The organism is Aliihoeflea aestuarii, assembly GCF_024105665.1.
Lineage (GTDB): Bacteria > Pseudomonadota > Alphaproteobacteria > Rhizobiales > Rhizobiaceae > Aliihoeflea > Aliihoeflea aestuarii.
On the sequence record NZ_JAAAMK010000006.1, the window covers coordinates 15,319 to 39,117 of the forward strand.

A 23,799-nucleotide genomic window follows, 5' to 3' on the forward strand; every position below is an offset into this window, starting at 1 on the left:
GCTTTCCAAATTCCGTATGCCTGAAGCTTAGCGCTTCGAGAACTGGAACGAACGACGTGCCTTGGCGCGACCGTACTTCTTGCGCTCGACGGTACGCGAGTCGCGGGTCAGGAAGCCACCCTTCTTGAGCACGCCGCGCAGCGTCGGCTCGTAGTAGGTCAGCGCCTTGGAGATGCCGTGACGAACGGCACCGGCCTGGCCCGAAAGACCGCCGCCGGCGACGGTTGCGATGATGTCGTACTGGCCTGCGCGGTCAGCGGCGACGATCGGCTGCTGGAGCACCATCTGAAGGACCGGACGCGCAAAATACGCCGCGAATTCCTTGTCGTTGACGATGATCTTGCCCGAGCCCGGCTTGACCCAGACGCGCGCGATGGCGTCCTTGCGCTTGCCGGTGGCATAGGCGCGGCCCTGCTTGTCGAGCTTCTGGACGTGGACGGGAGCGGCCTGCTCGGTCGAACCGGTCGCCTGGCCCAGATCCTGGAGGGAGTTGAGTTCAGCCATTACTTGACGACCCTTGTGTTCTTCTTGTTCAGGCCGGCGACGTCGAGCGTCTCGGGCGTCTGAGCGGTGTGGGGATGTTCGGAGCCGGCGTAAACGCGCAGGTTCTTCATCTGGCGACGGCCGAGCGGGCCACGGGGGATCATGCGCTCAACGGCCTTCTCGAGAACACGCTCCGGAAAGCGGCCTTCGAGAATCTGGCGCGCGGTGCGCTCCTTGATGCCGCCCGGGTGGCCGGTGTGCCAGTAGTACACCTTGTCGGTGAACTTCTTGCCCGTGAAGACGGCCTTGTCGGCATTGATGATGATGACGTTGTCGCCATCGTCGACATGCGGCGTGAAAGTCGGCTTGTGCTTGCCGCGCAGACGGTTGGCGACGAGAGAGGCGAGGCGGCCGACGACGAGGTTTTCAGCGTCGATCACGACCCACTTCTTCACCACGTCCGCAGGCTTCTGCGAAAAGGTTTTCATGGTCGGTATGCTTCCGTTTGGAACCTTCGAAAGGAAGGCGTTTCTTGTTGCTTGTATTGCCGTTGCCCGGCAACAGGAACATTTCCCGGAAAAGGGAGCACGTTCGATGCGGCTTATAGGCGGACGCTTCCGCGCCGTCAAGCGACGCGTTTCCGCTCAATGACTTAACAATCAAGAAAAAACAACGACTTATAAATAAGGTATTATTTTACCTCATTATACCGACCGTTTCGGCGGGATCGAATAGGTGCCGGTCGCGTGCGCGACGACATGGCGGTCGGGTCCGCTGACCATTTCGATGTCGAAGACCATCAGGTTGCGACCGAGCTTGAGGATGCGGCATTGGCCGTCGATCGGACCCGCCTCCGCCTTGCGCATGAAATTGATGTTCAGATTCGTGGTGACGGACAGCGCGTCCGGCCCCGCGTGCGAGAGGACGCAGACATAGCCGCCGATATCGGCAAGCGTGAAGAGGGAAGGGCCGGAGACCGTGTTGCCCGGCCGAAGATGGCGGTGATCGGCGTTGAGACGTACGACGCAGCCGCCGGAAAAGATTTCCGTCGCCTCGTAGGCGGCAAAATCGTCGTTGAGTTGCGGATAGACCTTTTTGAGCAAGGCATTGATCTCGGCGGCGTCCATGACCGGCACCATCGGTCTCGTCATTCATCCCTCCAATTCCGTTTGCGTAAACGTCAATCGACTGTCGCCGTTTTGACCCTGTTCATCAAGCCGTGCCGTGCTAGCTATGGGTTAGGAAAAGGAAGCTGCGAATAATGAGCCATCTTCGACCCGTCCAGTCCGATATATCACCGGTTCATGCCGAAACGTCGGCGGGTATCTGCTTCCTGACGCTGGATTCGCCGCCCGCCAACGCCCTGTCGATGGAGATGATCGCCAGCTTGCGCGCGCATCTGGCGCGTGCAGCCAATGACGATGCCGTGCGCGTCGTCGTGCTTGGCGCGACGGGCAAGGTCTTTTCGGCCGGGCATGATCTGAAGGAGATCGCCGCGCACCGTGCCGATGCGGACAAGGGACGCGCATTCTTCACCGAACTGATGACCGAATGCGGCGCGCTCATGCAGGAGATCGTGCGCCACCCCAAGCCGGTGATCGCCGCAGTCGCAGGCGTGGCGTCCGCCGCCGGCTGTCAGCTCGTCGCAAGCTGCGACCTTGCGATCGCAACCACCGAGGCGACCTTCGCCACGCCAGGGGTCAATATCGGTCTGTTCTGCTCGACGCCGATGGTCGCGCTGTCGCGCAATGTGTCGCGCAAGCAGGCGATGGAGATGCTGTTGACCGGCGAGATGATCGAGGCAACCACGGCGCGCGAGTTCGGCCTCGTCAACCGTGTGGTGCCGCCTGAATACCTGAATCAGATTGTTGGAAAATATGCACAAGCCATTGCGTCCAAATCGGCTTTGACCTTGAAGATCGGCAAGGAGGCGTTCTACGCGCAGGCCGAAATGGAACTCTCCGGCGCCTATGAGTATGCAGGCCGGGTCATGGTCGAGAACATGCTGGCGCGCGACGCCGAAGAGGGCATCGGCGCCTTCATCGACAAGCGCAAGCCGCAATGGGAGGATGTTTGATGAGCGTGATTGACTGGCCCGAAGAGGGCGTCGGCGGCTGCATCGCTTCTCGCCTCGTCGCGAGCGGAGAGGAGCCGATCCGCTTCTTTTATCGCGACGAGCCGGTCGATGAGGTCGATACCGGCTGGTGTTTCCTGTCGGGCATCGAGACCGATGAGGAGATGGAAGACCCCGACAGTCAGGTCATCCTCGATCTTCGTTCCGCCGTGGAGCTTGAGCCTGCGATCCTGCCGTTTCTGGACGCGCCGACAGGCAGCGCTTTCGAACGGGGCGAGGGCGGCGATTTCGAGCGGGTGACGGACTGGTCCCCGAACTCGCAGGATGACTAGGCAATGGAACAGCGCCTTTCCATCGTGACGCTCGGTGTCGATGATCTCGACCGCGCAGCTTCGTTCTACGAGCAACTCGGCCTCGAACGGCACAAGAAATTTGCCGAAGGCGTCGCCTTTTTCCAGATGGGCGGTGTGATCCTGTCGCTGTTCCCGCGTGACGAGTTGGAGAAGGATGCCGGACTGCAGGCCGCGCGCTATGAGCGCGTCGGGAAGGGGTATGTCGGCCATGTCGATGCCGCGCCTTCCGTCGTTCTTGCCTACAATACGCGCACGGCGGAGGAGGTTGCGGAGATTCTGGCGCTGGCCGAAAAGGCGGGCGGGCGCATCGTCAAACCGGCGCAGCGCGCCTTTTGGGGCGGCACGTCCGGCTATTTCAAGGACACCGAAGGCAATTTCTGGGAGGTCGCCCACAATCCAGACTTTCCCATCGATGCCGAAGGGCGGATCTCGTTACCCGAATGAACCACGACAGCTACGACAATTCCTACATCTCCGGCATTCTCACCTCGGTGAAGGCGATCGCCATCGTCGGTGCATCCGCCAATGGAGTACGTCCCTCCTTCTTCGTTGCCAAATATCTGATCGACAAGGGCTATACCGTGCATCCCGTCAATCCGGGCCATGCCGGCAGGGAAATCCTCGGCCGCACGACCTATGCGCGGCTTTCCGATGTCCCCGAGCCGGTCGACATGGTCGATATCTTTCGCGCATCGAGTGCCGTGCCGGGCGTCGCGGATGAAATTCTTGCGCTCGATCCGCTGCCGAAAGTCGTGTGGATGCAGCTTGGCGTGCGCGACGACGCGTCGGCGGTGCGGCTCGAAGAGGCGGGAATTCAGGTGGTCATGAACCGCTGCCCCAAGATCGAATATGCGCGGCTTGCAGGCGAGATCGGCTGGAACGGCGTCAACAGCGGCGTCATTTCGTCGAAGAAGCCGGTCATGCGCGCCGGATTTCAAAGCTTTGGCATCCGGCAGCGATAGAAAAAGAATTTTCTCCGCACGGCGCCGGAACGACGCGGCGGCGCCTGCCGGAGAGTGTTTCCGGGAATAATCGTCTTTGCTTTTGCCCTGGCGCTTTGCGATGAATGACGCCTCGATTTTGGTTCAGGAGGACTTGTCATGGCGCAGCGCGCACCCGGTTTCAACACTCTCGCGGTCCATGCGGGCGCGCAGCCCGACCCGGCGACCGGCGCGCGCGCCACGCCGATCTACCAGACGACCTCCTTCGTCTTCGACGATGCCGATCACGCCGCCTCACTGTTCGGGCTGAAGGCGTTCGGCAACATCTACACCCGCATCATGAACCCGACGCAGGCGGTGCTTGAAGAGCGCGTCGCCGCGCTCGAAGGCGGCACGGCCGCGCTCGCGACGGCCTCGGGCCATGCCGCGCAGCTTCTGATCTTCCACACGATCCTCAAGCCCGGCGACAATTTCGTCGCCGCGCGCAAGCTTTATGGCGGGTCGATCAACCAGTTCGGCCATGCCTTCAAGAACTTCGGCTGGGAAGTGCGCTGGGGCGATACGGCTGATCTGTCGGCCTTCGAAAGCCAGATCGACAACAAGACACGCGCGATCTTCATCGAGAGCCTCGCCAATCCCGGCGGCACCTTCGTCGACATCGCGGCCATCGCCGAAATCGCGCACAGGCACGGCCTGCCGCTGATCGTCGACAACACGATGGCCTCGCCTTACCTCCTGCGCCCGATCGAGCATGGCGCGGACCTCGTCGTCCACTCGCTGACCAAGTTTATCGGCGGCCACGGCAATTCGATGGGCGGCGTCATCGTCGATGGCGGCACGTTCGACTGGTCGGCATCCGGCAACTATCCGATGCTGTCGGAGCCGCGCCCCGAATATGGTGGCATCGTCCTGCACGAGACCTTCGGCAACTTCGCCTTCGCCATTGCCTGCCGCGTGCTTGGCCTGCGCGATTTCGGCCCGTCGATCTCTCCCTTCAACGCTTTCCTCATCCTGACCGGCCTCGAAACCCTGCCGCTGCGCATGCAGCGCCATTCGGACAATGCGCTGAAGGTGGCCGAATGGCTGTCGAAGCACGACAAGGTGGAGTGGGTATCTTATCCCGGCTTGGCCGACGATCCGAACAATGCCCTGCACAAGAAATATTCGCCGAAGGGCGCGGGCGCCGTCTTCACCTTCGGTTTGAAGGGCGGATACGAGGCGGGCGTGAAGGTCGTGGAAGGCGTCGAGCTTTTTTCGCATCTCGCCAACATCGGCGACACGAAATCGCTTATCATCCATCCGGCCTCGACCACGCACCGCCAGCTCGATCCCGAGCAGCAGACGGCGGCGGGCGCGGGGCCGGACGTCATTCGCCTGTCGGTCGGCATCGAGGACGTCGAGGATATCATCGCCGATCTGGAGCAGGCGCTGGCGAAGGCCTGAGAACGGGAGAGCGTCATGTATGTCAGCCGCATCGTCGGACTGGTCATTTCCGGGCTTGAGGCAGAGACCGGCCAGCCCGCCGAAGGCCGGGTGCTCGAAGGAAATCCGCAGTTCCGCACCTGGAATATCGAAGAGGCCGGCAACGGCCTTTTCGCCGGCATATGGGAATCGACGCCCGGCAAGTGGCGCATCGAATATGACGAATGGGAGTTCTGCCGCATCCTGTCGGGCGTCTCGGTCATCACGGAAGAGGGCGGCGCGGCCCGCACGGTGAAAGCGGGCGACAGCTTCATCCTGCGCCCCGGCTTCAAGGGCACATGGGAAGTCGTGGAAACGACCCGCAAGGAATATGTGATCCGGGTCTAGCTCGCCGGATCGAACATAGGCTCTGCTGTGACGGACGTTGCGGCCGCGACTGAAAGCGGGCCCGATCTGTCCATGTCCCGGGCAATCAGAAAACGGCGCATGCCGAAGACAACCATGATCGGAACTGCGATCTGCAACAAAGGCGGACCGGAATAGGTAAACGCCCAGAGCCCACCCAACGACGCTGCCGCGAGCAACGCCAGCGACGAGCGAATTTCCGATGTCCGATCCGCTGATGATCTCAGCAGGCTTTTGCCAGATGCGAGAAACACGGCACCAACCGCAAGAATGCTCACGAAAACGGATGGGTGGGCGTACTCCAACGCAGATTGAGCAAATTCCCGATAGCCGAGCGCGAACAAACCCACGATAGCGGGGGTAATGACGAGAAGATGGAAATTGATGCCCAGCAGGATCGGGTCCGGCGCGATCCGGCGAATGACGAATGAAAAAAGCACGGCTGCTACGAAAGCGGAGCTGATCCAGCCTGCCAGTTCGATGCCAATGCCTGATTGCCAAAGCGCCAGAAAAACGAATGACGGCGACGTCTCGACGACGTCCTTGATCATGTCTTTCTGTCTCTTCGAACTCAAGATCGCCTCTCCTCGTCACTGAAGAGTATCGTGTCCATTTAGAGAAGCATGCGCAAGTGGATTGCGTTGTGGAGCTTGAGACTATGTTGACGGCGAGGCATGGATTCCTGTGACGAGCACAGGAATGACGATTGCAAATTTGCTCCCAGCAAATCTCCGGTGCTGGAGATCAGCATCAATCTTGATGCCGTCATTCCTGTGCTCGTCACAGGAATCCATGCCTCGCCATCTCTATCTGCGCACATTTCACCACTCCACTAATAGCCGCTCCAATCCGTGGAAATGATAGGTGTCGCGATAAGCGGGCTCCTCGGCCAGCTTCAGGCCGGGCAATCTTTCGAACAGCACCTTCAGCGATGCCTGCATCTCCAGCCGTGCCAGCGGGGCACCGATGCAGAAGTGGATGCCGGCGCCGAAGGAGACGTTTTTCTGGTCGGGCCGGCCGGGACGGAATTCCAGCGGATCGGCAAAGGCGGCGGGGTCCGTGTTCGCCGCGCCGAGCATCAGCCATATACGCTCGCCGGCCTTTACCGTAACGCCCGGCGCGATCTCGCGGTCCTCAACGGCGAAGCGGTTGAACATGTGCAGCGGCGCGTCGAAGCGCAGGCATTCCTCGACGGTTGCGACGGTCGCCGCCTCGTCGGTGAAAAACCGGCGCGCATCGCCGCCCTGTTTCAGGATGGTCCGGATTGCATTGCCCGTCTGGTGGACGGTCGCCTCGTGGCCGGCGTTCAAAAGCAGGATCGCCGAGGCGACCAGCTCGTCCTCGTCCAGCTTTTGTCCTTCATCGCGCGCGCTCGTCAGCAGGCTGAGCAGATCGTCGCGCGGATCGGAAGCGCGCTTGCGTGCATGGTCGCGGATATAATCGGAGAAATCGCGCGCGGCCTGATTGGCGCTTTCTTCCATCTGACGCGTCAGCCCGTGCATATACATGACCACCATGCGGTGCGACCAGTCGAGCAGCATCGGCCCGTCCTCAGGCGGCACGCCGAGCATTTCGGCGATGATGGTGATCGGGATCGGCGTTGCGAAAGCCGGGATGAGGTCGGCGCGCCCGTCTGCCTCGAAGGCATCGATGCGCTCATGTGCCAGTTGCTCCGCGCGCGGGCGCAGCCGCTCGACCTGCCGTGAGACGAAGGCGCGGTTGACCAGCGTGCGCAGTCGCGTGTGGATTGGCGGTTCGAGTTCGAGCATCGAACGCGCCTCGACGGCGTCGAAATCCGTCAGATGCGCGCGCTCGCCCTGCGCCAAAACATAGGGCCTGTAGCCGCCCGGCTTCTCGCGGCCGAAATTGCGATCCCGCAGAAGGCCGTTGACGCCCTCATAGGACGCGACGCACCACGCGCCGAAGTCCTCCCAGTAGAAGACCGGCGATTGCTCCTGGAGCCATCGATAAGCGGGGTACGGGTTCTGGAAGAAGGCCGGCTCGTGTGGATCGAGGCGCAGGCGAAGCGTGGCGGCGTGGAAATCGAGATAGGAGGGCTGTGTCATCAGCGCTCCATGCCCGACTTGTCACATGGTTTCCAGACCCTATGGTAGCGGCGGGCGGATGCGAGGGATAATTCGATGAAGATCATCATAGTCGGCGCGGGCATCGCCGGACTGTCGACGGCATGGGCGCTGACAAAGCGCGGTCACGACGTAACGATCCTCGAACAGGGATCGATCCCCAATCCGCTGGCGGCGTCCGGTGATCATCACCGCATCATTCGCCGCGCCTATGGGGCGCATCTGGGCTATGCCGCGCGGATCGACGAGGCTTTCCGCGCCTGGGACGAGGTCTGGCATGATCTGGGCCAGAGCCATTACGATAATCGCGGCTTTCTGTGCCTCTCCTATAAAAGGGGTGACGCTGCGGATGTGCATCGCGCTGGCCTTGAGGCCGGTGGCCATCCCTTCGAGATCGTCGCGGCCGATGATGCCGCCTTGCGCTGGCCGTTCATCACCGCCGAGGGCCTGCGTTATGCGGTTCATTCGCATGAAGGCGGCGCGCTGCACTGCCGGCGCATCGCGATGGGGCTTGCCGAGTGGTTGCGTGCCAACGGCGCCGACGTGCGCGAGCACTGCAAGGTCGCGGGCATCGACGTCGACGGCGCGACGGTCACTTTCGAAAACGGCAAGGTGCTTGCCGGCGACTGCGTCGTCGCGGCGGCCGGCGCCTGGGTGCTGGAGCTTTTCCCGGACCTCGCGGTCGATTTGCAGCCTTACCGCACGGCGGTCGCCTATCTCGATCCGCCGGACGATCTTCGTGAAGCCTGGAAGACCGCGCCGATGCTCCTCGACCTTGGTGAGGCCGACGAGGGCTACATGATCCCGCCTTCCGGCGATGGCGGGCTGAAATTCGGAACCGGGCTGCATAAGCGTCCGGCCGACGATGCCGACGCGAACCGCGGCATGCGGGACGGCGAGGGTGACGAAATCCGCCGCCGTATGGCGCCGACCATCGCGCGCGTCGACGACTATCGCGTCACCGAGGCGGTGAGCTGCGTCTACACCTTCACGAGCGACAAGATCTTCTATGCGGCTTCGATCGGCCACGCGCTGGTCGTGTCGGCCTGTTCAGGGCATGGCTACAAGTTCGGCGCGGCGATCGGGCGGCGCGTGGCCGACGCGGTCGAGAGAGGTGACACGGCGACGTTGCGTCAATGGCTGCGGGCCGACGATACCGGCGGGGATGCCTGAAGAGACGTGCCGGGCGCTCTTGCGCGAGCCGAACCCGCCATCCTATTTAAGGCACAACGAAGGCCATCCAGATTCGGCCCGTCCGGGCCAGCTACTCCTTGAAGGAAGAGACATGAGAGATCCCGTCGAAACCTATATGAACCTCGTGCCGATGGTGGTCGAGCAGACCAATCGCGGGGAACGCGCCTACGACATCTTCTCGCGCCTTCTGAAGGAGCGGATCATCTTCATCACCGGCCCGGTCGAAGACGGTATGGCGACGCTGGTCTGCGCGCAGCTTCTGTTCCTCGAGGCCGAGAACCCGAAGAAGGAAATCTCGCTCTACATCAACTCGCCCGGCGGCGTGGTCACATCCGGCATGGCGATCTACGATACGATGCAGTTCATCAAGCCCGCCGTCTCGACGCTGTGCATCGGGCAGGCGGCATCGATGGGCTCGCTTCTTTTGTGCGCCGGCCACAAGGACATGCGCTTTGCAACGCCGAACGCGCGCATCATGGTACACCAGCCGTCCGGCGGCTTTTCCGGCCAGGCGTCCGATATCGAGCGCCACGCGCAGGACATCATCAAGCTGAAGCGCCGCCTGAACGAGGTCTATGTCAAGCACACGGGCCAGGATTACGAGACGATCGAAAAGACGCTCGACCGCGACCATTTCATGACCGCCGACGAGGCGAAGGCATGGGGCCTGATCGACAAGGTCATCTCCGAGCGCGAGGCCGTCGAAGCTGAGGTCAAGGACGCGGCGAACAAATGACGCGGTTTTGACCGGCGAGCGCGACAATTCGGTCACAATCGCCTGTTCCATCGCAAGGAGCGGTTTTCTAGATTAAGCCTATATTCAACGATAGCAGGCTTAGATTTTTGCTGGGGATTCGTGAGGAGAACACCAATTCGCATTTGGCATAGGCGGGCGAATTGGGTTCACTGACGCGACATTCTTGGCAGGGCGGGTCGCCCGTCCTAGAATTCAGATTCGGCGCCGTGTTGGGGCGGGGCCGAGTACCGGTGCCGAAAGGACGTACCAAATGAGCAAGATCAGCAACAGCGGTGGCGATTCGAAGAATACGCTCTACTGCTCGTTTTGCGGCAAAAGCCAGCACGAGGTGCGCAAGCTGATCGCAGGCCCGACGGTCTTCATCTGCGACGAATGCGTCGAATTGTGCATGGACATTATCCGCGAGGAAAACAAATCCTCGATGGTGAAGTCGCGCGAGGGCGTGCCCACGCCTCAGGAAATTCTGAAGGTTCTGGACGATTACGTGATCGGGCAGCCGCACGCCAAGCGCGTCCTGTCGGTCGCCGTCCACAATCACTACAAGCGCCTCGCGCACGCCTCGAAGTCGAACGACGTCGAACTGGCGAAGTCGAACATCCTCCTGATCGGCCCGACCGGCTGCGGCAAGACGTTGCTCGCCCAGACGCTCGCGCGCATCATCGACGTGCCCTTCACCATGGCGGACGCGACGACGCTGACGGAAGCCGGCTATGTCGGCGAGGATGTGGAAAACATCATCCTCAAGCTTCTCCAGTCGGCCGACTACAATGTCGAGCGCGCCCAGCGCGGCATCGTCTATATCGACGAGATCGACAAGATTTCGCGCAAGTCGGACAATCCCTCGATCACCCGCGACGTGTCGGGCGAGGGCGTCCAGCAGGCGTTGTTGAAGATCATGGAAGGCACCGTCGCCTCCGTGCCGCCGCAGGGCGGGCGCAAGCATCCCCAGCAGGAATTCCTGCAGGTGGACACGGCCAACATCCTCTTCATCTGCGGCGGCGCGTTTGCCGGTCTCGACCGCATCATTTCCGATCGCGGCCGCAAGACCTCGATCGGCTTTGCGGCAAACGTCGCCTCGCCGGAAGACCGCCGCACGGGCGATCTCTTCCGTCAGGTCGAGCCCGAGGATCTCCTGAAGTTCGGCCTCATTCCCGAGTTCGTCGGTCGTCTGCCGGTGCTGGCGACGCTCGAGGATCTTGACGAGCCGGCTTTGATCCAGATTTTGACCGAGCCGAAGAATGCGCTGGTCAAGCAATATCAGCGCCTGTTCGAGATGGAGAATGTCGAACTGACGTTCCATGAAAGCGCCCTGTCGGCGATCGCCAAGAAGGCGATCGAGCGCAAGACCGGCGCGCGCGGGCTGCGCTCGATCATGGAATCGATCCTTCTCGACACGATGTTCGAGCTTCCCGCGCTCGAAGGCGTCCAGGAAGTCGTCATTTCGGACGACGTGGTCCAGGGCTCCGCCCGGCCGCTCTACATCTATGCCGAGCGCGAAGCCGAGAAAGGCTCCGCCAGCGCATGATGCGCATTCGGCGCGGTCGTCAAGGCCGCGCCGGCCATGCCTTTCAGGCATTGCTACCTTGCGTCACCCCATGTCTTGATCTGACGCGCGATCGACGCCACCTAACCAATATTGAGGCGCAATCCTTCCGTGCCGCAAAATGATGTGCGATCTTTCAATCGCAATGGGCGGAAGGCATTGGGGCCGCTACACTGAGATTCGCGACCGGCCGAAAAAGGCGGTTGCGGACAGAAAGGTTGGACTATGACCAAAGTATCGGGCAACCCCGACCAGACGATTTACGCAGTCCTCCCACTGCGTGACATCGTCGTTTTTCCGCACATGATCGTTCCGCTTTTCGTCGGACGTGAAAAGTCGATCAAGGCGCTGGAAGAGGTGATGGGTTCGGACAAGCAGATCCTGCTTGCGACCCAGAAGAACGCGGCCGATGACGAACCGCAGTCCGACGGCATCTACGATGTCGGCACGGTGGCTAGCGTCCTGCAATTGCTGAAGCTTCCCGACGGCACCGTGAAGGTGCTGGTCGAAGGCTCGGCGCGCGCGCGGATCACGTCCTTCACGGAGCGGTCGGACTATCACGAGGCGACGGCGGAAATTCTCGCCGAACCGCAGGACGAGGAAGTCGAGATCGAGGCGCTGTCGCGCTCCGTCGTCTCCGACTTCGAAAATTACGTGAAGCTCAACAAGAAGATTTCTCCGGAAGTCGTCGGTGCCGCAGGGCAGATCGAGGACTATTCCAAGCTTGCCGACACGATTGCCTCGCATCTGGCCATCAAGATCCCCGAAAAGCAGGAAATGCTTGCCACGCTCTCCGTGCGCGAACGGCTCGAAAAGGCCATGGGCTTCATGGAAGCCGAGATTTCCGTGCTCCAGGTGGAAAAGCGCATCCGCTCGCGCGTCAAGCGCCAGATGGAGAAGACGCAGCGCGAATACTACCTCAACGAGCAGATGAAGGCGATCCAGAAGGAACTCGGCGAGGGCGAGGACGGCCGCGACGAAGCGGCCGAACTGGAAGAGCGCATCAAGAAGACGAAGCTGACCAAGGAAGCGCGCGAGAAGGCGGATGCGGAGCTGAAGAAGCTGCGCACCATGTCGCCGATGTCCGCCGAAGCCACGGTCGTGCGCAACTATCTCGACTGGCTGCTTTCGATCCCGTGGGGCAAGCCCTCCAAGGTCAAGAGCGACCTCGAGTTCGCGCAGAACGTGCTCGACACCGATCATTTCGGCCTCGACAAGGTCAAGGAGCGCATCGTCGAGTATCTGGCCGTGCAGAGCCGTCAGAAGAAGCTGAAGGGGCCGATCCTGTGCCTCGTCGGACCTCCCGGCGTCGGCAAGACCTCGCTCGGCAAGTCGATCGCCAAGGCGACCGGACGCGAGTTCATCCGTATGGCGCTCGGCGGCGTGCGCGATGAGGCCGAGATTCGCGGTCACCGCCGCACCTATATCGGCTCGATGCCCGGCAAGGTCATCCAGTCGATGAAGAAGGCCAAGAAGTCCAACCCGCTCTTCCTGCTCGACGAGATCGACAAGATGGGCCAGGACTTCCGCGGCGATCCGTCGTCGGCGCTTCTGGAAGTGCTCGATCCCGAGCAGAACTCGTCCTTCATGGATCACTACCTCGAGGTCGAGTACGACCTGTCGAGCGTGATGTTCGTGACGACGGCCAATACGCTGAACATCCCGCCGGCCCTGATGGACCGGATGGAGATCATCCGTATCGCCGGCTACACGGAAGACGAGAAGGTCGAGATCGCCAAGCGGCATCTTCTGCCGAAGGCCATCCGCGATCACGCGTTGAAGGCGGACGAGTTCTCCGTCGACGATGATGCGATCCGTGCGATTATTCAGGTCTACACGCGTGAGGCCGGCGTGCGCAGCCTCGAGCGCGAGCTGATGAAGCTCGGGCGCAAGGCGGTCACCGAAATCCTGCGCAAGAAGGTCGACGCCGTGCATGTCACGCGCGAGAATCTGTCCGACTATCTCGGCGTCGAGCGCTATCGCTTCGGCCAGGTGGAGGGCGAGGATCAGATCGGCGTCGTGACGGGCTTGGCCTGGACGGAAGTCGGCGGCGAATTGCTGACCATCGAAGGCGTCATGATGCCCGGCAAGGGCAAGATGACGGTGACGGGCAATCTGAAGGACGTCATGAAGGAATCGATCTCGGCGGCGGCATCCTATGTCCGATCGAGAGCGATCGACTTCGGGATCGAGCCGCCGCTCTTCGATCGGCGCGACATCCACGTTCACGTACCCGAAGGCGCGACGCCCAAGGACGGTCCGTCGGCCGGTATCGCTATGGTCACGGCGATCGTGTCGGTTCTGACGGGCATTCCGGTCCGCAAGGACATCGCCATGACTGGCGAGGTCACGCTGCGGGGCAGGGTGCTGCCTATCGGCGGTCTGAAGGAGAAGCTGCTGGCGGCCCTTCGTGGCGGCATCAAGAAGGTGCTGATCCCCGAGGAGAACGCCAAGGACCTGGCCGACATCCCCGAGAACGTGAAGAACGCGCTCGAGATCGTGCCGGTCAGCCGCGTCGGCGAGGTTCTGGAGCACGCCTTGATGCGTCTTCCCGAAGCGATCGAATGGGTGGAGCCGGCCTCAGCGCCCGCCGCGTCCGTCGACGATTCGGCCTCGGCAAGCCTCGCGCACTGATCCGATTGCAAAAAACCGTCTGATAAACGGAAAAGCCGGGCATTCAGCCCGGCTTTTTCATTGAAAAAGCCCGGAAAAGCTGGGATTTTGCGCGCCCAAGGCCAGCTTTTGCTTGGTTGTGGACGGTGCATATGCCTACACTCCGCCCGCTGCCGGCAGAACCCAGTTTTCCGGCCTTTCAAACGAAAGGAATTTTCTGATGAACAAGAACGAGCTTATCGCCGCGGTTGCCGAGGAAGCCAGCCTCTCGAAGGCTGATGCGCAGTCCGCAGTCGACGCGGTGTTTTCGACCATCTCGGGCGAACTCAAAAAGGGCGGCGACGTGCGCCTCGTCGGCTTCGGCAATTTCTCGGTCTCGCGCCGCGAAGCCTCGACCGGCCGCAACCCGCAGACGGGCGCCGAAGTGCAGATTCCGGCCCGCAACGTGCCGAAATTCTCGGCCGGCAAGGGCCTCAAGGACAACGTGAACTAATTTCCAGTTCTTCGGTCCAAGCATAAAAAAAACCCCGGCGATCGCCGGGGTTTTTTGCAGTACAAGAAATTATGGGGTGACAGTGTTCGCGCCGGAAAGCGCGGTGTCGATATTTGTGAAAGTCGTGACGAGTTCATCACCCAAAAGACCGGCAGCGCCAATGATCGTCACGCCGATCAGCGCGGCGATCAGGCCGTATTCGATGGCGGTCGCGCCGGATTCATCATTCTTGAAGCGCTTCAGAAGGTTCGTCATGTGATCTGGGCTCCTTGCCCCCGTTTGATGGGGCTTGGCCGCCCCTTGTTGTGACAGGGACGAAATTACGCGGGTCGTGTTGCAATCTGCTTAATCGGGATCGTTAATGACTGCTTACATTCCGAATGGTTAAGTGCAGGATAATCCGTAAAATCCCGTTCTCTATAATTTTACTCAATATAGACTTTTGTTATATCGATTATATAGTTCACGTCATCTAGCCGGACGGAATGCTACGCGTCCCCGAAGGCAGCGCAGGCGTAAGGGTGGGATCGTGAAGGGAATGGAGCCACCCGAGCGCATTTAGCGCTTCGATGCCAAGAATGCGCGACCTTTGAAAGGTGCACGGGATCGGGAAGACTGGTGGGCGATGACAGGCTCGAACTGCCGACATCTTCGGTGTAAACGAAGCGCTCTACCAACTGAGCTAATCGCCCGACGGGGCGAACCATTAGGGCGTTTGGCAGCAGTGCGCAAGCCCCGGCATGGCATCGGCATCGAGGTTTTTGCCGGCTTCCGCAGCGTCGCGCGGCTTGCCGGTCGAAACTGCGCTTTCGCCGGTCCTGCGCGCTTGACACCTCATGTCGAACCGCTTAATCCACCCATCAACGCGGGTCGCCGAAGAGGTGGCCAGCGCAAAGCGCGGGTGTAGCTCAGTCGGTTAGAGTGCCGGCCTGTCACGCCGGAGGTCGCGGGTTCGAGCCCCGTCACTCGCGCCATTTTTCTCCAGAACATCATTATTGCTGCTGACCGGTTTCGATGTTTGCATCGACGGCATCGTGTTCGGCCGTGTTGTCGAGCAACTGCGTCAGCAAAAGAAGCGCGATCGCGATCCCGGCGAACAGCTTGAGGAATCCGGCGGCTATCCGCTTGCCCGGATTGTCGATCATCGGCCGGCGTTCCTCACTCTCGTCTCCCAAAACAAAAAGGCCGGGCTTTTGGCCCGACCCTCAAGGTCTCAACGGTGGTGCCAGTACATCCGTGGTCACCGGCCGGAGACAATCTGCTGTTGGTACTCAAATAGGAGCGCGAAGGGGCCTCGACAAGGGGTGTCAGTCGCGCGTGCGCCGACGCTCCCTGCGTCCGGTTTCGCTGCCGCTTTGCGAGGCGAGCTTGTTTCGCAGCGGCCCGATGCGGGCCTCGATGGCCTCGACGGTCGGCCGCTCGGTTTTCCGGTGCGCATCGAGCGCCTGGCGCATCGCGGCCAGATGAGCGAAGGACGTGCCGCAGCAGCCGCCGACGATCCGCGCACCGGCATCGACCGCGAGGCGCGCATAGTCGGCCATCAGCTCCGGCGTGCCGGAATAGTAAATCTCCGTCCCGCGGAATTCGGGAATGCCGCAATTGCCCTTGACGATGACCGTCGCGTCGGGTCGCGCCGCGCTCATGTCGAGAAGCGAGGCGAGGATGTCGGAGGCTCCGACGCCGCAATTTGCGCCGACCGCGAGCGGCTTTTGCGCCAGTTCGTCCCCGACCTCGTGAATGGCGTCCGGCGCAAGGCCCATCATCGTGCGGCCCGCCGTATCGAACGAGCCCGTATAGGTATAGGGCAGGCCGACCTTGATGGCGGCCTCGGCCGCCGCGCGGATTTCGCCCGGAGCCGACATGGTTTCGATCCAGGCGACGTCCGCGCCGCCTTCCTTCAGCCCCTCGATCTGCTCGGCAAAGGCATCGACGGCCTCGTCATAGGTCAGCGAGCCCAACGGCTCCAGAAGCTCGCCCGTCGGCCCCACGGAACCCGCGACGATTACGCGCCTGCCGGCATGGTCGGCGACGGCGCGGGCAAGCTCGGCCGCCTTGCGGTTCAGTTCGTGGACGCGCCCTTCGGCGTGATGCAGCTTGAGGCGATGGCGCGTGCCGCCGAAGGAATTGGTGAGGATGATGTCCGCGCCCGCATCGACGAAGCCCTGATGAAGCGCCGTGATCTTTTCCGGCGCGGTCTCGTTCCACAATTCGGGCGCGTCGCCGGCTTCCAGCCCCATGGCGAAAAGGTTCGTGCCCGTCGCGCCGTCCGCGAGCAGCACGCCCTTTTGCGCGAGAAGTTCATCGATCGGATTGGCCATGGGAGGCGCTCGCTTTTCTTGATGCGGGTTGTCGCGAAAGATATAAAGAATTCCTTATATCCGTCAATCAGCCATCGCCCGGCTCAGGTTCCGGCAGTAGCTTGCCGTTTCATGCGCATTGATTTCGGCCGCGCGGATGAGATTGTCGAAGTGGCGTGTCAGTTTTTGGATCGGCGAGACGGCATTCAGCACCAGATACATATCGCCGACGAAGATCGCGGCGCGAATTTGCCCGAAGATCGTATAGGGGATCGAATAGCGCTGGCGCCCGTCGTAGAGATAGAGCCGGAAGCTGGGATAAAGATCCTCGATGAGCCGTGCCATGTGATCGAGCTGCGCGCGGCGGTCATCGTCGGACAGGCCGCTCCACACACCATTTCCCTTGGCGAAGATTTCCAGCATGTGGCGCGGCATGCACACCTCCATGTCCGTCTCGGGCCGCCGGTTGTAGTCGATCCGGTAGTCCTTTTCGTCGATCTGGTTTTCGCGGCTCTTGCGCGTGATGCCGGCCTCGTAGGCGATGACGGCGTCGGTGCGCAGCAGGTCGGGAATGCCGGCCGGCACGTAGCGCACTTTCGTTCCCACCGCCTCGGCGTGCCAGGCCGCCAGAAGCGTATGGTCGAAGCCGCCCGTTCCTTCCTCGATTTCGAGGCTCTCGCGAATTTCGGATGCAAGGCCCTCGTCCTGGCTCAGCCCCATCAGCCAGTCAAGTGAAACGCCGTAGGTTTCAGCCATGTTGAGCAGCGTTTCGGCGCGGGGCAGGCGGGTCGACTGGCCGGAGAGAAGTTGCGACAGGGCGGATCGATCGATGCCGACGCTTGCCGCGAAGGTCGATTGATTGCGCGCGTGCCGCGCAAGCAGCAGCCGAAGCCGGTCCCGGAAGATGGTCGAAAGGTCGCGCTTGTCCATGGCTCATAGTGGCATGATTGGTGACAAAACAAAACAATAGAGGTCAACGCGTTTCACTATCAACGATTTGTGCGCATTGTATCATTTGTTACTGCTCTTTTTGGTGTCAGCATATGTCAGCAGGATCGGGGGATTCGGCGGATATATGGGGCAGAAACCATGAGCAGAAATGAGAACCCGGCAGTACCGGGAACGGTGCGCTCGCTACGAGTCGAGTGGCGAACGGTGGCGTTGATCGTCGGGTGCTACGGCCTGTGGATGGCTGCGGGCACCATCGGCTGGAGCCTGTCGCCATGGCTCGCCATGCTCGTTCTGACCCTCGCCGTCGCACTCCACTCCTCGCTTATGCATGAGGCAGCCCACGGCCATCCCACCCGCAACGGCCTCGTCAACGAGGCTCTGGTCGGCTTGCCCATCGGGGTGGTCTATCCGTATCGCCGTTTCAGGAAACTGCATCTGTCACATCACGCGGACGAGCGCCTGACGGACCCGTTCGACGATCCCGAAAGCTGGTACCAGGCTTTATGGAGATATCAGGCGCTGCCGGCCGGGCTGCGGTCCCTGCTCGTCTTCAACAATACGATGATCGGCCGGTTTCTGATAGGCCCGGCGATTTCGAACGTGGCGTTCCTCCTGTCTGACTGGAAGCTGTTGCGGGCCGGCGATCCGGCGGTGCAGCGAGCCTGGCGCCATCATCTCGTCGGGCTGGCGATCCTTCTGCCCATTCTCGTCTTCGCGTTCCGGATGCCGCTCTGGCTCCATCTGGTGCCGGTCTATCTCGGACAGTCGATCATCGCGATCCGGACCTTTGCCGAGCATCAATGGTCGGAACGCCCGGACGGGCGGACGATCATCGTTGAGCGTTCGCCGCTGGCCCTGTTGTTCCTGAACAACAATCTGCATCTGGTTCATCACAAGCAGCCCAACGTGCCGTGGTACGAGTTGCCACGCCTGTTCCGTGCGCGGCGCGAGGAGTGGATGCGCATGAACGCAGGCTACGTGTTCCCGAGCTATTTTGCGCTGTTCCGCGCTTTTGCGCTCACGCAGAAGGAAGCGGTCGTGCATCCGGTTCTGCGCCGCACACCGGAGCCGGGCAGGGCGTTTCGCCCGCGTGTGCGCCAGCGATCCGTTCACGGTTTGGGGAGCGCGCCGGTTCCGGCCGAACCTTCCCGGAAATAGGGTTGATCGCCTCGCGAGATTGCGCGCATAAGTAGCCATGATCGCAGCTCTTCCCATGTATGACTGGCCCGAAGTTCACGACGAGACCGATGCCCTCTGGTCCGCCATCGGCGGTGCCTTGCGCAAAGCGGGTATCGATGCGCCGCAAGCGCTGACGCGCGAGACCGGAAACCTCCATGCCTTCTGGCGGCGTCCCGACATCCTGTTCGCCCAGACCTGCTGGGGGCCGATGCGCGACGGGCTGGAAGACCATGTGCACCTGGTCGGCCAGCCCGATTATTCCGGGGTGGAGGGCGGCGAGGGCGAGGCGTATCGCAGCGTCATCCTTATGCGCGAAGGCGAGGCTGCGCCACTGAGCGTCACGGTCGCGGAGCGCCGCGATCTGCTGACGGGACGGCGATTTGCCTACAACCAGCCCGATTCCATGTCCGGCTATCTCGCGCTTGAAGCCGATCTCGGCTCGTTGAAGGCATTCAGCAAGAAAATCCCGACCGGTGGGCACCGCGCCTCCATCCGCGCCGTCATGGACGAGCGGGCCGATTTTTGCGCCATCGACTGTAAGAGCTGGGATTTGGCCAAGCGGCATGAGCCGGGTGCGGCCGACCTCGTGCCTATCGCCTGGACGCAGCCGCGAAAGGGCCTGCCCTACATCGCGGGCAAAAGGGTTGGTATTGATAAAGCCGCCGAAATGCGCGCGGCTCTTCTCGATGCCGGACTGATCGTCGCCTGATCAACCGCGCATGCGCGCGCCGGTCGGATCGAATGGCGGTTCGACGGCGATTTTGGCCGCGCGACGCTGGCCGAGAATCTCGATTTCGAACAGCCCCTCGCTGGCATCTTCCGCCAATGGTGTCGGCACATAGCCCTGTGCCATCGACTTGCCGACGTGGTGCGCATACCCGCCCGACGTGACCCAGCCGACGACCGACCACTCGCCGTCCCTGATGCCGCGCACCGCCGATGCGTCGGTTGCAGCATCGGAGCCGCGGACGTCCTCGCCTTCGCCGTCGAAGCGCGGCGCGCCATAGCCGTGCGGCGGTTCGACCGTGCCATATTCGGTTCCGTTGACCTTTGCCCAGACCGGCTCGTCGCCCATAACATCGGCATCGAGCGCATCGACCACGAAGGAGACGCGGCGCAGTTTCGGCCCGTTGGCCTGTTCGCGCGCCGCCGCCTCGCGGCCGATGAAATCGTTCTTTTCCAGCTTGATGAAACGGTCCATCGCGCCTTCGAAGGGCCCGTAGATCGGCCGCAGCTCGCGGAACCATGTCGGGAAGTTCTTCTCAAGCCGCATGGACAAGAGCGCCCGCATGCCGAAATCGACGATGCCGAATTCCTCGCCCTCGCGCTTGATCGCCTCGTAGACACGGCGCTGATAAGCCGGTTCAAGCCAGATTTCATAGCCCAGGTCGCCCGTATAGGAGATGCGATTGGCCATGCAGGGCGCGCCGGCCACCGCCATCTCGCGATAGTCCATGAACTTAAACGCGGCGTTCGACACGTCCGTATCGACGAGCTTTTGCAACAAATCGCGCGAGCGCGGCCCGGCGATGGAGAGTCCCACCAGCGTCTGGTCGAAGCGGATGATGCGGACCGAGCGGTCCGTCGGCAGGTGCTTTTCGAACCAGCGCATATGGTACTTCTGCGCCGCCGAAGACCCCCACACCATGAAGCGGTCCTCGTCCGCCTTGGCGATGGTGAAGTCGCCGATCAGCTTGCCGAATTCGTTCAGCATCGGCGTCAGGACGATGCGGCCCGTCTTCGGCATCCGGTTGGTCATCAGGCGGTTCAGGAAATCCTCCGCGCTCGTTCCCTGAATTTCATATTTGGCGAAATTCGCGATCTCGGTGACACCGACGCGCTCGCGCGTGGCGCGGACTTCATTGCCGACATGCTCGAAATCGTTGGAGCGGTGGAAGGAGACGACATCCTTCGGCTCGGTCCCCTCCGGTGCGAACCAGAGCGGTGTTTCAAGACCCCATGAATCGCCCATGACGGCGTTGTTGTCGCGCTTCATCACATCGTAAAGCGGCGTCGTCTGGACAGGGCGTGCGGCCGGAAGCTCTTCATTCGGGAAGCGGATGGAAAAGCGCCGCGAATAATTCTCACGCACCTTGGCGTTGGTGTAGCGCAGGCTCGCCCATTCGCCGAAGCGGGCGACATCCATGCCCCAGACGTCGAACCCCGGATCGCCGTTGACCATCCAGTTCGACAGCGCCAGCCCGACGCCGCCGCCTTGGCTGAACCCGGCCATGACCGCGCAGGCACACCAGAAATTCGTCAGACCCTGCACCGGGCCGACGAGCGGATTGCCATCCGGCGCGAAGGTGAACGGGCCATTGATGATCTGCTTGATACCGGCCTTTTCGATGCCGGGAAAATGCTTGAAGCCGACTTCCAGCGAGGGCGCGATGCGGTCGATATCGGGCTGGAGAAGTTCATGGCCGAAATCCCACGGCGTATTGACCGGCGACCACGGGCGGCAGTCCTTTTCATAGGTGCCGAGCAGCACGCCGTTGCGCTCCTGACGCGTGTAGATTTCACCTTTGAAATCCATCACGCCGACCATCTCGCGGCCGGTGCGCGCGTTGAATTCCTCCACCTCGGGCATCGGCTCGGTCAACAGATACATGTGTTCCATGGCGAGAAGCGGCAGTTCGACGCCGACCATCCGGCCCACCTCGCGCGCCCACAGGCCACCGCAATTGACGACGTGCTCGGCCTTCACGGTGCCGTTCTTCGTCACGACGTTCCAGGTGCCGTCCACCTCCTGCGTCAACTCCTTCACCGGGTTGCGCAGCACGATCTCCGCGCCGAGCTTTTTCGCCGCCTTGGCATAGGCATGCGTCGTCCCGGACGGGTCGAGATGGCCTTCCACGGGGTCCCACATCGCACCGACGAAATTCGTCTCGTCCATCAGCGGGAACATCGCCTTCGCTTCCGAGGGCGTGATGAGTTCTGTATCCATGCCCAGATACCGCCCCTTTGCGTGGGCGAGACGTAGAAAGTCCATGCGTTCCGGGCTGTCGGCCAGCATCACGCCGCCGGTAAGATGCAGCGAGCAGGACTGGCCGGAAATCTCCTCCAGTTCCTTGTAAAGCTGGACGGTATATGCCTGCAGCTTTGCGACGTTCGGGTCGCCATTGAGCGTGTGGAACCCACCCGCGGCATGCCAGGACGAACCGGAAGTGAGTTCCGAGCGCTCGATCAGCATCACGTCGGTCCAGCCGGCCTTCGCCAGATGGTAGAGCACTGAACACCCGACGACCCCGCCGCCGATCACAACTGCCTTTGCATGGGATTTCATGGATTTACGCTCGCGGTCGGAATCGAAAAATGAAGGTTTTGAACCATAGCTCAAAAATCCGTCGGTGCGCCGCCTTCGGCAATGCGCCTGGCGACGAAGGCGTCGATCGCCTCTTCGATAGCGGGGTCGATGGCTGGTTTTTCGTAGGATGCGAGGCGTTCTTTCCAGACGCGGTTGGCCTTGTCGACGGCGGTGGGCGCGCCGGCGAGGCTCCACGTTTCGAAATTGCGCCAGTCCGACAGAACCGGCGAATAGAACGCGTCCTTGTAGCGGTCCTGCGTGTGCTGGGTGCCGAAGAAGTGCCCGCCTGGGCCGACGTCGCGGATCGCGTCCACCGCCAACGCATCGTCCGAAAGGTCGAGCGGCGTCAGGAACTCGGCTACCATTTGCAGAAGATCGATGTCGAGGATCATCTTCTCGTAGGAGCAGCACAGTCCGCCTTCGAGCCAGCCGGCCGAGTGCAGCATGAAGTTGGCGCCCGCCTGCACCGCGCCCCACAGCGAAAAGACGCTTTCATAGGCGGCCTGCGCATCGACGGAGTTCGCCGCGCAAACATTCGACGTGCGGTAAGGAATGCCGTAGCGCCGCGCGAGTTGTCCGCCGACGAGCTGCGCCTTCATGTATTCGGGCGTGCCGAAGGCCGGCGCGCCGGATTTCATATCCACATTGGAGGTGAAGCCGCCATAGGCGACCGGCGCGCCCTTGCGCACCATCTGCGTGAACGCGATGCCCGACAGCGCCTCGGCATTCTGCTGGACCAGCGCGCCGGCGATGGTCACGGGTGCCATCGCCCCGGATAGCGTGAACGGCGTCACGATCACCAACTGACCGCGGCTCGACATCTGGATGATGCCCTCCATCATCGGAATGTCGAGTTTCAGCGGCGAATTGGTGTTGATGATCGTATAGACGGACGGCTCGGAGAGAAGCTGTTCCTCCGAAATGCCCCGCGCCAGTCGTGCGATCTCGATGCCGTCGAGATTGCGTTCGAGACCCAGCGAATAGATGTGGAACGGCTTGTCGGTAAGCGTCGCCAGGTCGCGAATACATTCCAGATGCCGGATCGACGGATGGATATCGACCGGCTCGACCGGATAGCCGCCGGTCGCCTGGATGATGTTGTGGACCTGCGCGAGCTTCAGGAAATTGCGGAAATCGGTCTGATTGCCGGCGCGCCGTCCATTGTCGAGGTCGGAGCAGTTGGGTGCCGATGCCACCTGGGCGAAAATGAGGTTATTTCCGCCGAAATGCACGTCATGCGCCGGGTTGCGCGCATGAAGCGTAAACTGCGACGGGCAATGCGAAACCAGTTCGAGGATCATGTCGGCATCGAAACGCACGCGGTCCGAACCTTCACGCACATCCGCGCCGGCCGCCTTCATGATCCGCCGCGCCTCGTCATGGAGAACGTCGACGCCGATCTCCTTCAAGACGCGCAGCGAGGTGAGGTGGATCGATTCCAGCTCATCGTCCGAGATGAGTTTCGTCGGCGTCAGCGGGTTCTTCAAATTGCGGTAGGGCGGCTGTTCGAAGCCGACCGCTCCGCCGGCACGTTTACCGGCCCGCCCCCCACGGCGGGGGTGGTGGATCGGCAGGGCTTCCGGCGGCAGGAGCGGGTCTGTCATCTGGAACTCTTGAAACGAAATCGTGCCGCATAGTGGCCCGCCGCCCGACGACCCGTTAGGGATGCTGCGACATTTTCGAAGACGGAACCGACACGGCCG

At 61.8% G+C, this 23,799-nt stretch carries 24 protein-coding genes and 2 tRNA genes; 14 read left to right on the forward strand and 12 right to left on the reverse strand.

All coding sequences use genetic code 11. The features are described from left to right. Positions 1-27: 27 nt before the first annotated feature. The 3 genes from rpsI to GTW25_RS13080 all read right to left on the reverse strand — a co-directional run bounded on the left by rpsI (position 28) and on the right by GTW25_RS13080 (position 1,634). Positions 28-504: a 30S ribosomal protein S9 gene (gene rpsI, locus GTW25_RS13070; RefSeq protein WP_252912581.1), complete on the reverse strand. Its 477-nt coding sequence runs from the start codon at positions 502-504 to the stop codon at positions 28-30. After that, positions 504-971, reverse strand: coding sequence for a 50S ribosomal protein L13 (gene rplM, locus GTW25_RS13075; protein WP_252912582.1), 468 nt, complete (start codon positions 969-971; stop codon positions 504-506). Before rplM ends, rpsI begins: the two co-directional genes overlap by 1 nt. Before the next feature lie 216 nt (positions 972-1,187). Continuing rightward, positions 1,188-1,634, reverse strand: a complete 447-nt coding sequence (locus tag GTW25_RS13080) for a PaaI family thioesterase (protein ID WP_252912583.1) — start codon at positions 1,632-1,634, stop codon at positions 1,188-1,190. Positions 1,635-1,744: 110 nt separating this feature from the next. On the opposite strand from GTW25_RS13080, the gene GTW25_RS13085 reads away from it, so the two are divergent. The 6 genes from GTW25_RS13085 (at position 1,745) to GTW25_RS13110 (ending at position 5,660) form a co-directional block, all read left to right on the forward strand. Then, positions 1,745-2,560, forward strand: a complete 816-nt coding sequence (locus GTW25_RS13085) for an enoyl-CoA hydratase (protein ID WP_252912584.1) — start codon at positions 1,745-1,747, stop codon at positions 2,558-2,560. Then, positions 2,560-2,889: a DUF2185 domain-containing protein gene (locus tag GTW25_RS13090; RefSeq protein WP_252912585.1), complete on the forward strand. Its 330-nt coding sequence runs from the start codon at positions 2,560-2,562 to the stop codon at positions 2,887-2,889. The genes GTW25_RS13085 and GTW25_RS13090 overlap by 1 nt, the downstream gene beginning before the upstream one ends. 3 nt (positions 2,890-2,892) lie before the next feature. Continuing rightward, positions 2,893-3,354 (forward strand): VOC family protein, encoded by a 462-nt coding sequence (locus GTW25_RS13095; protein WP_252912586.1) that lies wholly within the window; start codon positions 2,893-2,895, stop codon positions 3,352-3,354. Continuing rightward, positions 3,351-3,872, forward strand: a complete 522-nt coding sequence (locus GTW25_RS13100; protein WP_252912587.1) for a CoA-binding protein — start codon at positions 3,351-3,353, stop codon at positions 3,870-3,872. Before GTW25_RS13095 ends, GTW25_RS13100 begins: the two co-directional genes overlap by 4 nt. A gap of 138 nt (positions 3,873-4,010) precedes the next feature. Then, positions 4,011-5,294 carry an O-acetylhomoserine aminocarboxypropyltransferase gene (locus GTW25_RS13105; RefSeq protein ID WP_252912588.1) on the forward strand — a complete coding sequence of 428 codons (1,284 nt, stop codon included), beginning with the start codon at positions 4,011-4,013 and terminating at the stop codon, positions 5,292-5,294. A 15-nt stretch (positions 5,295-5,309) separates the two neighbouring features. Then, positions 5,310-5,660: a cupin domain-containing protein gene (locus GTW25_RS13110; RefSeq protein ID WP_252912589.1), complete on the forward strand. Its 351-nt coding sequence runs from the start codon at positions 5,310-5,312 to the stop codon at positions 5,658-5,660. Here GTW25_RS13110 and GTW25_RS13115 read toward each other — a convergent pair. Then, a complete protein-coding gene (locus GTW25_RS13115) occupies positions 5,657-6,229 on the reverse strand; it encodes a hypothetical protein (protein WP_252912590.1) in 573 nt (190 codons plus the stop codon). The genes GTW25_RS13110 and GTW25_RS13115 overlap by 4 nt on opposite strands. Before the next feature lie 270 nt (positions 6,230-6,499). Continuing rightward, positions 6,500-7,744 carry a cytochrome P450 gene (locus GTW25_RS13120; protein WP_252912591.1) on the reverse strand — a complete coding sequence of 415 codons (1,245 nt, stop codon included), beginning with the start codon at positions 7,742-7,744 and terminating at the stop codon, positions 6,500-6,502. Between the two features lie 75 nt (positions 7,745-7,819). Between GTW25_RS13120 and GTW25_RS13125 the strand changes: the two genes are divergently transcribed. The 5 genes from GTW25_RS13125 to hbs all read left to right on the forward strand — a co-directional run bounded on the left by GTW25_RS13125 (position 7,820) and on the right by hbs (position 14,362). Then, positions 7,820-8,935, forward strand: coding sequence for an NAD(P)/FAD-dependent oxidoreductase (locus tag GTW25_RS13125; RefSeq protein WP_252912592.1), 1,116 nt, complete (start codon positions 7,820-7,822; stop codon positions 8,933-8,935). Positions 8,936-9,047: 112 nt separating this feature from the next. After that, positions 9,048-9,692: an ATP-dependent Clp protease proteolytic subunit gene (locus GTW25_RS13130; RefSeq protein ID WP_252912593.1), complete on the forward strand. Its 645-nt coding sequence runs from the start codon at positions 9,048-9,050 to the stop codon at positions 9,690-9,692. A 271-nt stretch (positions 9,693-9,963) separates the two neighbouring features. After that, positions 9,964-11,238, forward strand: a complete 1,275-nt coding sequence (gene clpX, locus GTW25_RS13135; protein WP_252912594.1) for an ATP-dependent Clp protease ATP-binding subunit ClpX — start codon at positions 9,964-9,966, stop codon at positions 11,236-11,238. Positions 11,239-11,481: 243 nt separating this feature from the next. After that, entirely contained in the window at positions 11,482-13,890 is a 2,409-nt protein-coding gene (lon, locus tag GTW25_RS13140) for an endopeptidase La (RefSeq protein ID WP_252912595.1), read from the forward strand. 199 nt (positions 13,891-14,089) lie between these two features. Continuing rightward, positions 14,090-14,362: a non-specific DNA-binding protein Hbs gene (hbs, locus tag GTW25_RS13145; protein WP_252912596.1), complete on the forward strand. Its 273-nt coding sequence runs from the start codon at positions 14,090-14,092 to the stop codon at positions 14,360-14,362. Positions 14,363-14,431: 69 nt separating this feature from the next. Here the strand turns inward: hbs and GTW25_RS13150 are convergent, their stop codons facing one another. Next, positions 14,432-14,617 (reverse strand): Flp family type IVb pilin, encoded by a 186-nt coding sequence (locus GTW25_RS13150; protein WP_252912597.1) that lies wholly within the window; start codon positions 14,615-14,617, stop codon positions 14,432-14,434. Positions 14,618-14,978: 361 nt separating this feature from the next. Continuing rightward, a tRNA-Val gene (locus tag GTW25_RS13155) sits at positions 14,979-15,054 on the reverse strand. A 205-nt stretch (positions 15,055-15,259) separates the two neighbouring features. On the opposite strand from GTW25_RS13155, the gene GTW25_RS13160 reads away from it, so the two are divergent. Beyond that, positions 15,260-15,336 (forward strand) — tRNA-Asp (locus GTW25_RS13160). Between the two features lie 18 nt (positions 15,337-15,354). Here GTW25_RS13160 and GTW25_RS13165 read toward each other — a convergent pair. From GTW25_RS13165 to GTW25_RS13175, 3 genes are all read right to left on the reverse strand, one after another. Continuing rightward, positions 15,355-15,507: a hypothetical protein gene (locus GTW25_RS13165; protein WP_252912598.1), complete on the reverse strand. Its 153-nt coding sequence runs from the start codon at positions 15,505-15,507 to the stop codon at positions 15,355-15,357. Between the two features lie 162 nt (positions 15,508-15,669). Beyond that, on the reverse strand, positions 15,670-16,680 hold the full coding sequence (gene bmt, locus GTW25_RS13170; RefSeq protein ID WP_252912599.1) for a betaine--homocysteine S-methyltransferase: 1,011 nt from the start codon (positions 16,678-16,680) through the stop codon (positions 15,670-15,672). 63 nt (positions 16,681-16,743) lie between these two features. Then, on the reverse strand, positions 16,744-17,589 hold the full coding sequence (locus tag GTW25_RS13175; RefSeq protein WP_252912600.1) for a helix-turn-helix domain-containing protein: 846 nt from the start codon (positions 17,587-17,589) through the stop codon (positions 16,744-16,746). A 159-nt stretch (positions 17,590-17,748) separates the two neighbouring features. On the opposite strand from GTW25_RS13175, the gene GTW25_RS13180 reads away from it, so the two are divergent. Both GTW25_RS13180 and GTW25_RS13185 read left to right on the forward strand, forming a co-directional pair. After that, the gene (locus GTW25_RS13180; RefSeq protein ID WP_252912601.1) at positions 17,749-18,768 is read left to right on the forward strand and encodes a fatty acid desaturase; all 1,020 of its coding nucleotides are present in this window, start codon (positions 17,749-17,751) and stop codon (positions 18,766-18,768) included. A gap of 37 nt (positions 18,769-18,805) precedes the next feature. Then, positions 18,806-19,498: a phosphate/phosphite/phosphonate ABC transporter substrate-binding protein gene (locus GTW25_RS13185; protein ID WP_252912602.1), complete on the forward strand. Its 693-nt coding sequence runs from the start codon at positions 18,806-18,808 to the stop codon at positions 19,496-19,498. On the opposite strand, the gene GTW25_RS13190 is transcribed toward GTW25_RS13185, so the two are convergent. Beyond that, entirely contained in the window at positions 19,499-22,075 is a 2,577-nt protein-coding gene (locus GTW25_RS13190) for a GcvT family protein (RefSeq protein ID WP_252912603.1), read from the reverse strand. A 50-nt stretch (positions 22,076-22,125) separates the two neighbouring features. Continuing rightward, entirely contained in the window at positions 22,126-23,700 is a 1,575-nt protein-coding gene (locus GTW25_RS13195; RefSeq protein ID WP_252912604.1) for a trimethylamine methyltransferase family protein, read from the reverse strand. Positions 23,701-23,799: the final 99 nt, after the last annotated feature.